Source organism: Pseudophaeobacter sp., from assembly GCF_039971195.1.
Lineage (GTDB): Bacteria > Pseudomonadota > Alphaproteobacteria > Rhodobacterales > Rhodobacteraceae > Pseudophaeobacter.
Genome location: NZ_JBDWPJ010000171.1, coordinates 1 through 15,248 on the forward strand (window position 1 = coordinate 1; position 15,248 = coordinate 15,248).

Consider the following 15,248-nt stretch of genomic DNA (forward strand, 5'->3'; position numbering starts at 1 on the left):
AGGAGCTGCGTCAGCGTCTGGTCCGCCGGCACGGTATCCGAGGTCATCGCCGCCATCATCTTACTGAGATGACTGTCCAATGCGCCAATATCCGCGCTAAGGCCACGTGCACGCGAAAAACCCAGCATCGACATGGCGCGATAGGTCTCCACCTCGCAGAGACGCTGCACCAGTCGGCCAATGCGCTGGGAGCCGGTAGTGGCATTGGCAAAGAGGGCAAAGCGCATATGCCCTGCCGGATCGATGCGAAAATCCCCCGCCACCACGGCGCTGTCATCCAGCACCTCGGCCACCGCCAGGCTTTCAGGAACAAACCAGTCCTTGAGCGATGCTTTGATCCGCTTGCCTTCGGGGCGCGGCAGGATGCGGATCATCAGTGAGGTGACGCGCTGACCGGGCGCCTCCTCCAGCCAATCTACCGGGAAGACGTCAAAATCTGCCGGATCAAAGGCGCGTTTGGAAATGCCGTCGCCATAGAGCGTATAGCTGACAAATTCGGTGTGCTGCTCCCATTTCAAGGTATAGCGCCCGAGCTGCGCCGCATGGTGGGTGGCGCCCGGCTGCGGATGGGCCGCGCCGTGGCGGTCCAGAAGAGTGATGAGATGCGCCAGATCCAGGTTCCGATCCCGGTGCACTGCCTGTTTGGGCTGCTTTACCGCCAGATAGATCACCGTGCTGGGGCTTTGCATCGCGGGAAAGGGACGGGCATGCAGCTCGTTGGCCAGCTGGTAACGCAGGGGGTGGTCTTGGATCGGGGGCATTGCTCGGGATCTCCAAAAAGATGAGTCGAGCATAGGGTGCGGCAAAACATCTGTAAAGAAATGTTTTATTTCAATGTGTTACCTGAATGCGATGGTATACTGAATTTGCTATGGGGCTCGTGGGGCGCTGCCCCCGGCCTGCGGCCTCCCCCGGGATATTTGGGGCCAAATGAAAGGGCAAAAAAGAAAAAGGCGCGCCAGTTAGGACCAGCGCGCCTTGGAATTTAAAAGGATGCAATCCCTTACTGGATCATGGTCAGGAGTTGATCCAGGCTGGCCTTGGCATCGCCATAGAACATCCGGGTATTCTCCTTGAAGAACAGAGGGTTCTCGATACCGGAATAACCTGTGCCCTGACCACGCTTGGAGACAAAGACCTGTTTCGCCTTCCAGCATTCCAGAACCGGCATACCGGCGATGGGGCTGTTGGGGTCTTCCTGAGCTGCCGGATTGACGATGTCATTGGAGCCAATGACGATGGCCACGTCGGTTTCCGGGAAGTCCTCGTTGATCTCATCCATCTCCATGACGATGTCATAGGGAACCTTGGCCTCGGCCAGAAGCACGTTCATATGCCCAGGCAGACGCCCGGCAACCGGGTGGATGGCAAAGCGCACTGTCTTGCCCTTGGCACGCAGACGGCGAGTGAGTTCCGCCACGTTCTGCTGCGCCTGCGCCACTGCCATGCCGTAGCCGGGGATGATGATCACAGAGTCAGCCTCATCCAGCGCGGTTGCAACGCCATCGGCGTCGATCGCCACCTGTTCGCCTTCGACCTCCATCTGCGGACCGGCAGTGCCGCCAAAGCCGCCAAGGATAACGCTGACAAACGAGCGGTTCATCGCCTTACACATGATGTAGCTGAGGATGGCACCAGAGGAGCCCACCAGCGCGCCGACTACGATCAACAGATCATTGCCCAGGCTGAAGCCAATGGCGGCTGCGGCCCAGCCGGAATAGCTGTTCAGCATCGACACAACCACCGGCATGTCGGCGCCGCCGATGCCCATGATCAGGTGGTAGCCGATGAACAGCGCCGCCAGGGTCATGATAAACAGCGGGAAGAAACCGCCAGTGTTGAAGTACCAGACCAGCGCGATCAGCGACAGGCTAGCAGCGCCAGCATTGAGCATATGGCCGCCGGGCAGTTTCACCGCCGAGGAGGTTAGTTTGCCAGCTAGCTTGCCATAGGCCACGACCGACCCAGTGAAGGTCACCGCACCAATAAAGATGCCGAGGAAGAGTTCAACCCGCAGGATTGAAACCTCAACACCGTCTTTCTTGGCCAGAAGCTTGGCAAAACCGTCAAGCGCCTGTTTTTGTTCGGCATCCATGGCCATGACACGGCCCAATTCGATATGGGCGATGAGGCCAACAAAGACCGCCGCCAGACCAACCAGCGAGTGCATCGCGGCGACCAGTTCGGGCATCTGGGTCATCTGTACCCGGGTAGCCAGTTGATAACCAATGACGCCACCGCCGGCGATCAGCAGGATCGACAGCAGCCAGAGGCCGGAACCGGGGCCCACAAGGGTGGCAAAGACCGCCAACGCCATGCCAGCGATGCCGTACCAAACCGCACGTTTGGCGCTTTCCTGACCGGACAGGCCGCCCAGGCTGAGGATGAAGAGAACAGCGGCAACAACATAGGCCGCGGTAGTGAATCCATATTCCATCTCAGTGTCCCCCTTAGGATTTCTGGAACATGGCAAGCATGCGCCGGGTGACGAGGAAGCCACCAAAGATGTTGATACCGGCCATAAAGACCGACAGGGCCGCCAGCAGGATAACCAGGAAGCTGCCTGATCCGATCTGCATCAAAGCGCCAAGGATGATGATCGAAGAGATCGCATTGGTCACCGCCATCAGCGGCGTATGCAGGCTGTGCGCCACGCCCCAGATCACTTGGAAGCCGATAAAGACCGAGAGCACAAAGACGATAAAGTGCTGCATGAAGCTGGCCGGGGCCACCAGGCCAACAGCAAGCAGCAATGCGCCGCCCACTGCAAGCAGAGTCACTTGGTTTTTGGTCTGCGCCTTGAAGGCTGCCACTTCTTCAGCGCGTTTTTCTTCCGGCGTCAGCTCTGGCACCACCTCTTTTGGCTTGGCGGCAATCGCTGCCACCTTGGGCGGTGGAGGAGGGAAGGTGATCTCGCCTGCATGGGTGACGGTGGCGCCACGAATGACGTCGTCCTCCATGTCGTGGTTGACCTGGCCGTCCTTTTCAGGGGTCAGATCCGCCATCATGTGACGGATATTGGTGGCATAAAGCGTCGACGACTGCGCTGCCATGCGGGAAGGGAAATCGGTATAGCCGATAATGGTCACACCATTCTCGGTGAAGATCTTCTCATCCATCACGGTGAGTTTGCAGTTGCCGCCCTTTTCTGCCGCCAGATCCACAATGACCGAGCCGGGCTTCATCGCCTGAACCATGTCTTCGGTCCAAAGCTCAGGGGCCTCGCGGTTGGGGATCAAAGCCGTGGTGATGACGATATCCACCTCGGGCGCCAATTCGCGGAACTTGGCCAGCTGAGCCTCGCGGAATTCCGGGCTCGACACCGAGGCATAGCCGCCAGAAGAGGCGCCATCGGCCTGCTCTTCTTCAAAGTCGAGATAGACAAACTCGGCGCCCATGCTTTCGACCTGCTCAGCCACTTCGGGGCGGACATCAAAAGCTAGGGTGATCGCGCCGAGGCTGGTGGAGGTACCAACAGCGGCCAGGCCGGCAACACCAGCGCCCACCACAAGAACCTTGGCCGGGGGCACCTTGCCCGCTGCCGTGATCTGACCGGTGAAGAAGCGGCCAAAATTGTTGCCTGCCTCAATCACCGCGCGATAGCCGGCGATATTGGCCATCGAAGACAGCGCGTCCATTTTCTGGGCGCGGCTGATACGCGGCACCATTTCCATGGCAACCACACTGGCGCCTTTGGATTTGGCCAGCTCCAGACCCTCTTCATTCCCACCGGGATTGAAGAAAGAGATCAGCGTCTTTTTCGAGTTCAGCCGCTTCAGCTCAGCCTCATTGGGCTGACGTACTTTGGCGATGATATCAGATGCCTTCCACAGGGCGGCAGCGGTCTTGATGATTTCAACACCGGCCTCCTCGTAGGTTGCATCGCTAAAGCCGGCCGAAAGGCCCGCACCGCTTTCGATGGCGCAGTCATAGCCCAGTTTCTGCAGCTGACGCGCAGAATCGGGCGTCATGGCGACACGCGCCTCGCCGTTGATCACCTCTTTGGGTGTTCCAATTTTCACCTTGTCGGTCCCCCTCGTCCTGCCCGCCCCAGCATCGCCCGGGTACGGATCGCAAACATTATGACTATCTCGCGCAACAATTTTGCGCAATGGTTTCGCTGCGTCGCCGCATTTGACTGCCGCGTTGCCGCAATTCTGCACCACTCAACAAAACTGGCGTGGATTCTGCAACCGGCACGCCAGACTGGGCTTTGTGTTCAGGCCTGCGCCTCGTCGTCACAGGCCGGTCTTTTCTACAGCCAGCGCCGCACCTTTTGCTCATAGCGGGCCCAGTCCGCGCGAAAAGCGCGGCGCATCCTGTTTTCTTCGCCGATGATAAAGCGCTTTTCCAGGATCCAGGTCAGCACCGGGATCAAAGGCAGCGCCAGAACTGCGTCAAAATACAGGATCAACCCCGCCAGAACCAAGACATCGCCAAGGTAGATCGGGTTGCGGCTGCGGCTAAAGATGCCGGACTGCACCAGGCGGTCAGGCGTTTTATGCGGAATGACGGTGGTTTTCTGACGGCGCATTTCGGTGACGGCCAGCGCCATCAGCACCAGACCACCGCCGACCAGAAGCCCGCCCAGCAGATCCGCCCAGACCGGACCAAAGCTCAGTCCCATCGGCAAAAGCTTGGCCTGGCACCAGGCCAGAGCAATGCCAGCCGCCAGCCAGACCGGGGGAAGGTCGATCCATCTCATAGCAAGTCTCTTTCCTCTTATCCCCAGCGCCAGGCGATGGCGGCCATTTTGCGGCACCCTCCCCATATCCGGGAACAAGGTCCAGAGCCGCGCCAAACTCCGATACAATAAAAGAACAAGCTGCCCGTTTTTTCAGCCAATTCACGACTTCGTTCCCACTCCGTGACAGAGTGTGACCCCCAGAGGGGGCAAGCGAGCAGAACAATGGGTCAGACTGACCTATTCCCACTCCATTTCTTCAAAGACGCGGCCAGCGTTCTTGGTGGCCAGTTCCTCAAAAGTGTCCAAGCCCCGCCACTGTTCCTGATCCACGTAATAGGCCGAGGCCAGATCGCCATCTGCTTCGATATGCGCACCAATCTTGGCCCGCAGGTCCACCAGGTAGTCCAGCGTATAGCGGCGCACCTGGGCAAAATTGGTCGGATGGCCATGGCCGGGGATCACATAGGTCGGGGCCAAAGGCTCCAGCTTTTCAACCCAGGTTTCGATCCAGCAACTGGTGCAGGTGTGGGGAAAGATCGGCAACATGCGTTCGTGAAAAGCAATATCGCCGGCAATCATGATCTGCCAATCCGGGATCCAGACCTGCAGATCTCCCGGATCATGGGCCGGTCCCAGATGGAGCACCTGGATGTCGACGCCGCCAAGGCTCAGATCGTGGCGATCGTCAAAGCTCAGGTTGGCGTGCTCCATGCGGGTGTCGCCGGCCCGGTCCTTGTTGTAGCCCAGCATGCCCTGCAGGATGAAATCACCATTCTTCTCGGTCTCTGCGATGGCATCGGCATGGGCGAGAATATCCACGCCCTGATCGCGCCAATAGCCATTGCCAAGCACCGCATGGCCCTGGCCGTTTTCATTGATCAACAGCACAACCGCCTGATCGGTCACGGCTTTAATCTCGGCGTGGAGCGCGGCTGCCAGCGCGTCTGAGGCCCCGGCATTGATCACCACCACGCCCGCATCGGTAACAATAAAGGAGAGGTTATTGTTGTGGCCTGCGTTTTCATAGGTGGGCGGTGCGGTGGCTCCGATGGCTGAAAACACATGCGGGATCACCTCAACCGGTTTGGAGTAAAGCTCAGACTGCGGATACTGATCCGCAATATCCTCGCTCGCCAGTCCCGCCACAGGCAGCCCCAGTGCAAATCCCGACAGCAGAAGTGCCTTTGGTATCGTTCCCGTCATGTCATCCTCCCATGTTGTAAAGCCAAATCATTCACACTTGCGAATATGATTGTAAATAGCGTTTACGCGCCGCTCGCCTTCCTGTGACGGAACGGCGCGCTTGCGCGAGGCCCCTGTCCCGCTACCCTGCCCGCCAACAGGAGGAGAGAGATATGGATTTGAACGGAAAGCACGCTTTGGTCACTGGTGGTGGAACCGGCATCGGCTTGGCCATCGCCAAGGCATTGGCAGAACAGGGCGCCGAGGTCACCATCACCGGCCGCCGCCAAGAGGTGCTGGAAGAGGTCGCCACCAAGGGGTTGCATCCGCTGGCAATGGATGTGCGAAACGAAGAAGACATCATTGCCAAGGTCGCCGCCGCAGTAGAGGCCCGCGGCCCGGTACAGATCTGCGTTGCCAATGCCGGCGTGGCCGAAGGCAAGGCCCTGCACAAGACCTCGCTGGATTTTTGGCGCAATATGATGTCGACCAATCTGGACGGCGCCTTTCTGACCATTCGCGAATGCCTGAAATCGATGCATCAGGCGGATTGGGGCCGGATCATCACCGTGGCCTCCATTGCTGGCCTGCGTGGCCTCAAAGGCGGCGCCTGCTACAGCGCCAGCAAACACGGGATGATTGGCCTGACCCGCGCGCTCAGCGAGGATTATATGGGCAGCCAGATCACCGCCAATGCCATCTGCCCCGGCTATGTGGATACGCCCATTGTGGATCGCAATATCACCTCGATCTCGGCCCGTGCCGGCATCAGCGAGGATGAGGCGCTCAAGGTCATGGTCAATGCCAACCGCCACCAGCGGCTGATCGAACCCGATGAGGTGGCCGCTGCCGCCATGTGGCTTTGTGGTCCTGGATCGCAGTCTATCAACGGCCAGACCGTTGAAATTGCCGGCGGTCAAACTTGATGAGGCCGGCAAGTTGAACCGGGCGGAGTTCAATCAGTTCTGCGCCGGATTTCCGGCAGCGGAACATGTGGTGCAATGGGGCAATTCCGATGTCTGGAAAGCAGGCGGCAAGCTTTTTGCCGTCTGCGGCTGGGCCGAAGGCGAAGATGCCTTTACTTTCAAGGCCGGTGAGATCGCCTTTGAAGTCCTGCAGGAACGCCCCGGCGTGCGACCCGCGCCCTATCTGGCCTCGCGCGGGATGAAATGGCTGCAACAGTTTGCCGATGACGGCCTGACAGATGAGGAGTTGCGCGACAGTATCACCCGCTCCTATCAGTTGGTGACCGCAGGCCTGTCAAAAAAGAAACGTGCAGAGCTGGGAATCCCGGAGGCGGAATAGCCCGTCTTGCCCCCTACATTCTCTTGGGCCACGCCTGGTCCTGGGGGGGGTAAGCGCCCTCTCGGGGGAGGCTCGGGCGGGGAGTGTACAATAGCATTCAATCCCAAGTCATGAACAAACTGCAGCTTCCAATCCCAACCGAGGCTGGACAGGTCTCCTCTGATCGGATACGAAATGCAAAAAGCTTTAAGCTTGAAGTATTACCCCCTTCTATTCGGGAGCATCCGATGACTGATTTTGCCGCCACCAAGGCCATGTTCGACCTGCCCGAGGGCATGATCTACCTCGATGGCAACTCTTTGGGCCCGCTGCCCAAGGCCACCAAGGACCGGGTTGCTGCGATGATCGAGGACGAGTGGGGCCAGATGCTGATCACCGGCTGGAACAAGGCCGGCTGGATGCAGCAACCCAGCGCCATAGGGGACCGTATCGGACGGTTGATCGGCGCGGAAAAGGGCCATGTAATGATGGGGGACACCCTGTCGATCAAGGTCTATCAGGCGGTGGCCTCGGCGCTGGAAATGAATCCGGACCGCCGGGTGGTGCTGTCAGACAATGGCAACTTTCCCTCAGATCTCTATATCGTGCAGGGGTTGTTGAAATCGCTTGGAGCGGACTATGAGCTGCGGGTGGTGAACCCGGAAGATGTGGCTGAGAACATCACCGACGAAATTGCGGTCCTGATGCTGACCGAGGTCGATTATCGCTCTGGGCGCATGCACGACATGAAGGCCCTGACGGAGCTGGCCCATGCAAGGGGCGTGGTCACCGTCTGGGATCTGGCGCATTCCGCTGGCGCCCTGCCAGTGGATCTGGTCGGCTGCAGGGCGGATTTTGCCGTTGGCTGCACCTATAAATACCTCAACTCCGGCCCTGGCGGCCCTGCCTTCATCTATGTCGCGCCGCGCCACATTGACAAGGCGCGCCCTGCCCTGTCCGGCTGGCTGGGGCATGAAGCCCCCTTTGCCTTTGATCTCGACTACCGGCCCGGCACTGGCATTGAACGGATGCGCGTTGGCACCCCACCGATGATCCAGTTGGCGGCGCTTGATGCCTCGATGGACATCTGGGATCAGGTGGACATGCAGGCGCTACGGGCACGCTCCATTGCGCTGTGTGATCGCTTCATCGCCGGAGTGGAGGCCAGCTGCCCTGAACTAGCCCTCGCCTCGCCTCGTGATGGCAATGCCCGTGGCAGTCAGGTCTCCTTTGCCTTTGAAGAGGGCTATGCCGCGATGCAAGCGGTGATTGAACACGGTGTGATTGGAGATTTTCGCGCCCCGGATATCATGCGCTTTGGCTTTACCCCGCTCTACATTGACGAAGCCGATGTGGATGGCGCCGTAGAGATCATCGCGGATGTGATGAACAATCGCCTGTGGGACCGCCCCGAGTATAAAATCCGCTCGGCTGTCACCTGATGGCCCTGCTTGGCACAAAGGCTTTGCCCCTGTGCCGGCCCTTTGGCTGGGTGGCGCTTTGGCGTCGTCTGGCCCAATGCGGCACCCAGAATAAGAGGATTTCCACCTTTCCCTGACTATACTCTCACTTAGGAAAAGGAGGAATCCGATGAGCGATTCCAAGACAACTGCCCAGGGCTGCCCCTTCAACCCCGCCGATGATGGCGCCCAGATGGATTTTGACGGGCGCATGTCTTATGGCGATTACCTGTCGCTGGATATGCTGCTGAACGCCCAGAAAACCTGGAGCGATACCCATGATGAAATGCTGTTTATCATCCAGCACCAGACATCCGAGCTGTGGATGCGGCTCGCCATTCATGAGCTGCAGGCCGCCCGCGATCGCCTGATCAAAGGTGAGGCCCGTCAGGCCTTCAAGATGCTGGCGCGGGTGGCGCGGATCTTTGAGCAGCTCAATTCCGCCTGGGATGTGCTGCGCACCATGACACCTTCGGATTACACCGCTTTTCGCGATGCCTTGGGGCAAAGCTCGGGGTTTCAGTCACATCAATACCGGTTGATTGAATTCATGCTGGGCAACCGCAACTCGGCGATGCTGAAGCCTCATGCCCATCGCCCCGATCTGGTGGCGCTGCTGGAGGCAGAACTGGCGCAACCATCCTTGTATGATGTGGCGCTTCAGGCTCTGCACCAGAGCTTTGCCCTGCCAGATGAGGTGGTGAACCGCGATCTGTCAGCAGCCTATCAGGCCAACGCGGCGGTTGAGGCCGCCTGGTCAGAGGTCTACCGCGCGCCCGAAGACCATTGGGAGCTTTATGAGCTGGCCGAGAAACTGGTGGATTTTGAGGATTACTTCCGCCGCTGGCGTTTCAACCATGTGACCACGGTGGAGCGGGTCATCGGGTTTAAACGCGGCACGGGCGGCACGGGCGGGGTGAATTACCTCAAACGGATGCTGGAAGTGGAGCTGTTTCCTGAACTCTGGCATCTGCGCACTACGCTTTAGCCTGCCCGGGACAGGAGACGGGGGCTCCCGCCCGTCTCGCGGCATCATAGATGCCACATCCCGTTGGGCCCAGCGCCGCGCTGATGCGCGGCGCGTCATCGCAAGTTGCTCAAGTAAAAGCCCTCTCGGATCAACTAGCGCTTTTGCAGCGCCTGAGCACAGAGCGCCGCATAGTTGGCCACACCGGCCTGATAGTCCTCATAGTTCTGCGAAGTGTGTTTGACGCCTTTCAAGCAGGCACAGAACAGACGCCCCAAGGCCGCCGCATCAGCGGTCAGTTTCAACCGGTCCTGCGCCGCCTCGGCGGTAAGCCACTGCGTATAGAGCCCCTGAAGCTGCGCCTCACCTTCGTCGATCATATCCCCGGCCACATTCATGGTGGCCTCAAACAGCTCCATCCCATGGGCCGACGACATCATCGCCTCCATGGTCTGCCCGCCATGGGCGGCAAAGGCCCGCTGCAACCGCTGATGCAGCGTCCCCTCCTCTGCCAGCGCCGCGGCGATTTCTCTGGCAGCCTCGGCGTAGTAGCTTTCCACCAGGCTGCGGAAAATCGCCTCTTTGTTTTTGAAATGCAGATAGAGCGCCGGGCGTGACATGCCTGCAGCGCGCGCGATGTCGTCCATTGAGGTCTTGCGAAACCCGTAGGCGGAGAACCCCGCCCAGGCGGCGGCCAGGATGGTCTGGGTCTTGGTGTCAGGTGCTGAAAAAGTCATGCTTTCGCTTCTGACAGTTTAGCGGATTTTTGTCAATTGACACCATGACACTTTGAGTGCATTTTGTCAAAAACCCCGGACCCAGCAAAGAGGCCAGTCCCATGTCAAAAACGCTCCGTATCAATGGCAAGACGCATCAGGTAGATCTGCCCGATGATGTGCCTCTGCTCTGGGTTTTACGCGATGAGATTGGCCTCACCGGCACCAAGTTCGGCTGCGGTGTCGCGGCCTGTGGTGCCTGTACGGTCCAAGTGGACGGCGAGGCCATGCGCTCTTGCCAGCTGAGCCTGGGTGATGTTGAAGGCGAGGTAACCACAATCGAAGGGCTCGGCACTCCGGACAATATGGCCAAGATCCAGGCCGCCTGGGTCGAGCATCAGGTGGCGCAATGCGGCTATTGCCAGTCCGGCCAGATCATGCAGGCCGCCAGCCTGCTGGCCGAAAACCCCAGCCCCAGCGACGCCGATATTGACGAGGCTATGCAGGGCAATCTGTGCCGCTGTGGTACCTATCCGCGTATTCGCGCCGCCATTCACTCCGCCGCCAAAATGATGCAGGAGGCCTGATCCCATGGCCAGCTTGAAAAAAATCGCCCGCCGCAGCTTCCTTGTCGGCTCTGCTGCCATTCTGGGCGGCGTTGCCTTTGGCACCTACAAATACCACCAGCCTGCCCCCAACCCGCTTCAGCCGGGTGCGGGTAAAGCCGTGCTAAACTCCTTTGTTTTTGTTGATCAAAACGGCGTCACCCTGATTGCGCCCCGGGCTGAGATGGGCCAGGGTGTGCGCAGTTCCTGGGCGGCCCTGATCGCAGAGGAACTGGATGTAGATCCGGCGCAGGTCAATGTGATCCATGGCCCCGCCGCCAAGGCCTATTACAACAGCGCTATGATGGCCGAGGCCCTGCCTGGTCGCGGCTATACCGCCAGCGATTTCCAGCACTCACTGGGGCAGATCGTCGGGAATTTCTCCAAATTCCTCGATCTGCAGGTCACTGGTGGATCGTCGTCGATGAAAGACGGCTTTACCCGTATGCGTCTGGCCGGCGCCAGCGCTCGCGAAACCCTGAAAGAGGCCGCAGCGCAAAAGCTCGGCCTGTCGCGCGCCCTGCTGGAAACCAAAGACGGCTATGTGCTGGCCCCGGACGGGGTAAAGCTCTCTTATAGCGAATTGGCTTCAGAGGCCGCTGACATTGACCCGCTTGAACCAGAGCTGCGCCCTGCCGCGCTGTGGAAATACATCGGCAAGCCGGTGCCGCGCATCGATATGGTGGCCAAGGTCACCGGCACTGCGGGCTTTGGCGTCGATACCCGCATTGACGGCATGAAATTTGCCGCCATCAAACAGAACCCGCATTTTGGCGCTGGCATGCGCAGCTTTGATGCCTCTGCCGCAAAGGATATGGCCGGGGTAGAGGAGATCATCGATCTGGGCGATGCGGTGGCTGTGGTCGGCTCCAACACCTGGCTGGCGCAACAGGCGGTCAACGCCATCCAGGTCGACTGGGAGCCTGCAAGCTATCCTGAAACCACCGATGCCATCTTTGCCGAGATCGCAGCCGCCTTTGACGGCTCTGCAAATTCCACCCTGCGCGATGACGGCAACGTCGACGACCTGCCCGAAGGCGCAGAGCTGATCGAGGCCGAATACCGCCTGCCCTATCTGGCCCATGCCACCATGGAGCCAATGAACGCCACCGCACTGTTCACCGGCGATGCGCTGGAGATCTGGGCGCCCAACCAGGGGCCAACGGTGGTGCAAAAAGCTGCTGCAGACCTCACTGGCCTTGATACCGAAGCGGTCACCGTCAACACCACCTATCTAGGTGGCGGTTTTGGCCGCCGCATCGAGGTGGACTATTGCAACCGCGCGGTTCAGATCGCTCAAAAGCTCAAGGGCATCCCGGTGCAGCTCACCTGGTCGCGCGAAGAAGACATGCAACACGACTACTATCGCCCCGGCTCCATCGGTCGCTATCGTGCAGCCGTAAAGGACGGCAAGGCGGTTATGGTGCATGGTAAGATCGCGGCACAATCCACTACACAGGAAGGCGCTGGACGGATGCTGGGGCTGCCCATGTCCGGACCGGACAAGGGCCATGTGGACGCTGCCTTTAACCAGCCCCTGGCGATCCCGAATTTCCGCGTCGAAGGCTTTATCGCCAAGCCGATGATCCCGGTTGGGTTCTGGCGCTCAGTTGCAGCCTCCTTCAATGGGTTCTTCTCCGACAGCATCATCGACGAGATGGCGCACAAGGCTGGCCGTGACCCGTTGGAGTTCCGCCTTGAACTGGCCCGCGCCGAATGGGAGCCTGCTGCAAAGGTTCTGGAAACCGTGCGCGACATGTCCGGCTGGAGCGGCACGACGCCCGAAGGCATCGGGCGCGGTGTTGCACTGGTCTACAGCTTTGGCACCCCGGTGGCGCAGGTCATCGAAGTGGCCGACAGGGACGGCGAAATTGCCATCACCAAGGCCTGGATTGCTGCGGATCTCGGCCTGGCGGTGGATCCGCAAAACACCGAAGCCCAGTTGTTCAGCGGCCTGGCCTATGGGCTGTCAGCAGCCTGCTATGGCGAAATCACCTTTGACGGCGGCGCGGTGGAGCAGGAGAATTTCCCCGACTATGACGCCATGCGCATGCCCAGCATGCCAGCGGTTGAGATCGCGGTCCTGCAAAACCAGAAACACATGGGCGGCGCCGGAGAGCCCGGCACACCACCGGCGGCACCCGCCTTGGCCAATGCGCTCTTTGATCTGACAGGCACGCGCGCACGCGAACTGCCCCTGAGCAATCACTTCAGCCTGCTGTAGCTCATCCCCCTCGCCAAAATTATCTGGCGAGGGGAACCCCAGCGCTCTAGTAGCACTGCAAAATCAGCCAGCCCCTGTCAAAGCGGCACTGCTGCAGGTCGGATTTTTTGATCCAAAAGAACAATTTCCCCATGTCGCCCCATTGCATACCGGCCTGCGCATCGCTGCCCAGCTGCAGCAACAAAACCCAATCATTGGGCTGCGCCAGGACAGCCCGCCCGGCTGGGCTGTCGTATGCGGTGCCATCGCCAAAAGAGATGCCTTGCGAGACTAGGGCACATTGCTCCTCCATCGGACCTTGAACCAGGTTGGGCACCCCGCGCAGCTTGTGGGCCGCCGGATCTCCGCCCATCTCATTGGCACTTCTTTCGATCCGCCAGTCATTCCAATGTTCAAAGAAGTCATCATAGGCTTCGCGATCCGCTTGCGACAGCATAAGGCCCTCTGCATGTATCCCCTCGAACTCGCAGGGTTCAAACCTGCGCTCCCCTGCAAGCGCTACCTCTTTGTAGAAACGGACCTCTTCAAACATAGAAGGTCGACGGGCCTGCTTTAACTCTGTCATATCAGCGCTGTAGAGAACTCGGAAGCCAATGGCATCCGACGGATCAAAACCCCACCCCTGTTCGAGATCATCATAAAAGAAGTAAACCATGCCGCTGGCGGGCAGATCATACTCCTCGCCCGCCGAAGCAGCGATCTCAGAAAGGTTTATCTGCGCCAGAAAATTCAGTGGCTGCGATGTTTCGCAATACTGCCGCTGCTTCTTCAAAACCTCCCGTTCCGGCAACCAGGCTGTAAGCCGCGTCCAAAACCCTTTGGGCTTTTCCACCTTTGGATAGGCGGGCCGCGATGGCCAGTGCAGATCGGCAGGCAGATCCGGCAGGCCGCCGAGTTTGGTCACCCCGGGGGGGCGATCCGGCGCCACCTCCGTAGGCAGCAAAGCAACGCCAAACTGGCCGAGGCCCGCGAGGTTCTGGGCTGTTTGTTTGGAAATGCCGCGCTGCTCCAGCGCATCGCTTAAAGACCGGGCATCAGTGATCTGGTCGAACATAGGAATTGGGTTCCAGAAATTGCTAAAAATCAATTCTGAAATCAGTGGCAGGTTCCCAGCCGGATCTCAATCCCAAAGCCCCGCGATCTTGGCCGCTGCTCAGGCCGTTTCCCGGAGGTCCTCAGCCTCTTGTGCGCCATCCGCCCAGGCATGAACCGCCGCGCCAAAGGCCTGAAACAAGGGCCGCGAGACCGGATCATTATTGGCGTCCCATTCCGGGTGCCATTGCACCGCCAGGGTAAATCCAGGTGCGTCGGAGACATAGATCGCCTCAGGTGTGCCATCCGGGGCATGGCCATCAATCACAATACGGGCACCGGCCGTCTTGATGCCCTGCCCGTGCAGGCTATTGGTCATCACCTCGTCCGCGCCAAAGACACCGTTGAAAACCCCGCCAGAGGTCATTTTCACCGGGTGACGCAGGGCAAATTTCTCTTCGAGCGTGCCATCTGGCGGCATGCGGTGGTTCATCCGCCCCGGCAGATCGCGGATCTCGGGGTAGAGCGTCCCGCCCATGGCGACATTGACCTCCTGAAAGCCGCGACAGATGCCCAGGAAAGGCTGGCCGCGCTCGACGCAGGCCCGCACCAGCGGCAGCACGATAGCATCCCGCGCCCGGTCAAAGGCGCCATGGGCTGCAGTTTCCGCCTCACCATATTCATTTGGATGCACATTGGGCCGCCCGCCAGTGAGCAAAAACCCGTCAAAACTCTCCAGCAGTTCCTCCACTGACAGAAACCTAGGGTCTGACGGGATCAGCAGCGGCATGCAGCCCGCGACCTCGGCCACGGCTTCGGAATTCATCGTTCCCCCGGCATGGGCTGGGTATTGATCGTTGAGCAGATAGGAATTGCCGATAATGCCGACTTTGGGACGCGCCATAGGGACTCCGTTTGAGATGGAATAGAGCAAGGCTACGAGTTCAATGGGTTTCCCGCAAGATCCCAAGCAGCGGGTTGACGCGCAACCAGATGTTCAATTCTGCACGTCGCAGCGTCATCCCGGAGGTGATGCTGAACAATGCAGCAGATCGGAAACAAAAAAGGGCACCGCTCTTGGCGACGCCCCT

Annotated in this window: 14 protein-coding genes; 6 read left to right on the forward strand and 8 right to left on the reverse strand. The window is 59.5% G+C overall.

Translation table 11 applies throughout. The features are described 5' to 3' along the window. The 5 genes from ABJP42_RS15130 to ABJP42_RS15150 all read right to left on the reverse strand — a co-directional run. Positions 1-761, reverse strand: a 761-nt coding sequence (locus ABJP42_RS15130) for a DUF3422 family protein (protein WP_348341798.1), incomplete at its 3' end; no start/stop codon positions are given. A 242-nt stretch (positions 762-1,003) separates the two neighbouring features. After that, a complete protein-coding gene (locus ABJP42_RS15135; RefSeq protein WP_348341800.1) occupies positions 1,004-2,437 on the reverse strand; it encodes an NAD(P)(+) transhydrogenase (Re/Si-specific) subunit beta in 1,434 nt (477 codons plus the stop codon). A 13-nt stretch (positions 2,438-2,450) separates the two neighbouring features. Beyond that, a complete protein-coding gene (locus ABJP42_RS15140) occupies positions 2,451-4,022 on the reverse strand; it encodes a Re/Si-specific NAD(P)(+) transhydrogenase subunit alpha (protein WP_348341802.1) in 1,572 nt (523 codons plus the stop codon). A gap of 233 nt (positions 4,023-4,255) precedes the next feature. Then, positions 4,256-4,705: a methyltransferase family protein gene (locus ABJP42_RS15145; protein WP_348341804.1), complete on the reverse strand. Its 450-nt coding sequence runs from the start codon at positions 4,703-4,705 to the stop codon at positions 4,256-4,258. Between the two features lie 219 nt (positions 4,706-4,924). Continuing rightward, complete coding sequence (locus ABJP42_RS15150) at positions 4,925-5,890, reverse strand: MBL fold metallo-hydrolase (protein WP_348341806.1); 966 nt, start codon at positions 5,888-5,890, stop codon at positions 4,925-4,927. Between the two features lie 152 nt (positions 5,891-6,042). Here ABJP42_RS15150 and ABJP42_RS15155 point away from each other — a divergent pair, with 152 nt between their 5' ends. From ABJP42_RS15155 to kynA, 4 genes are all read left to right on the forward strand, one after another. Beyond that, positions 6,043-6,795 carry an SDR family NAD(P)-dependent oxidoreductase gene (locus ABJP42_RS15155; RefSeq protein ID WP_348341808.1) on the forward strand — a complete coding sequence of 251 codons (753 nt, stop codon included), beginning with the start codon at positions 6,043-6,045 and terminating at the stop codon, positions 6,793-6,795. A 13-nt stretch (positions 6,796-6,808) separates the two neighbouring features. Next, on the forward strand, positions 6,809-7,174 hold the full coding sequence (locus tag ABJP42_RS15160; protein WP_348341824.1) for an MmcQ/YjbR family DNA-binding protein: 366 nt from the start codon (positions 6,809-6,811) through the stop codon (positions 7,172-7,174). Between the two features lie 227 nt (positions 7,175-7,401). Beyond that, complete coding sequence (kynU, locus tag ABJP42_RS15165; protein ID WP_348341810.1) at positions 7,402-8,595, forward strand: kynureninase; 1,194 nt, start codon at positions 7,402-7,404, stop codon at positions 8,593-8,595. A gap of 148 nt (positions 8,596-8,743) precedes the next feature. Next, positions 8,744-9,601: a tryptophan 2,3-dioxygenase gene (gene kynA, locus ABJP42_RS15170; protein WP_348341812.1), complete on the forward strand. Its 858-nt coding sequence runs from the start codon at positions 8,744-8,746 to the stop codon at positions 9,599-9,601. Between the two features lie 134 nt (positions 9,602-9,735). Here the strand turns inward: kynA and ABJP42_RS15175 are convergent, their stop codons facing one another. Further along, positions 9,736-10,317: a TetR/AcrR family transcriptional regulator gene (locus ABJP42_RS15175; protein WP_348341814.1), complete on the reverse strand. Its 582-nt coding sequence runs from the start codon at positions 10,315-10,317 to the stop codon at positions 9,736-9,738. 101 nt (positions 10,318-10,418) lie between these two features. On the opposite strand from ABJP42_RS15175, the gene ABJP42_RS15180 reads away from it, so the two are divergent. Together ABJP42_RS15180 and ABJP42_RS15185 are read left to right on the forward strand one after the other, a co-directional pair. Continuing rightward, entirely contained in the window at positions 10,419-10,883 is a 465-nt protein-coding gene (locus ABJP42_RS15180; protein WP_348341816.1) for a (2Fe-2S)-binding protein, read from the forward strand. Between the two features lie 4 nt (positions 10,884-10,887). Then, a complete protein-coding gene (locus ABJP42_RS15185) occupies positions 10,888-13,125 on the forward strand; it encodes a xanthine dehydrogenase family protein molybdopterin-binding subunit (RefSeq protein WP_348341818.1) in 2,238 nt (745 codons plus the stop codon). A gap of 46 nt (positions 13,126-13,171) precedes the next feature. Here the strand turns inward: ABJP42_RS15185 and ABJP42_RS15190 are convergent, their stop codons facing one another. Further along, positions 13,172-14,179, reverse strand: a complete 1,008-nt coding sequence (locus ABJP42_RS15190) for a YwqG family protein (protein WP_348341820.1) — start codon at positions 14,177-14,179, stop codon at positions 13,172-13,174. A gap of 99 nt (positions 14,180-14,278) precedes the next feature. Next, positions 14,279-15,061, reverse strand: coding sequence for a gamma-glutamyl-gamma-aminobutyrate hydrolase family protein (locus ABJP42_RS15195; protein WP_348341822.1), 783 nt, complete (start codon positions 15,059-15,061; stop codon positions 14,279-14,281). Between the last annotated feature and the right edge of the window lie 187 nt (positions 15,062-15,248).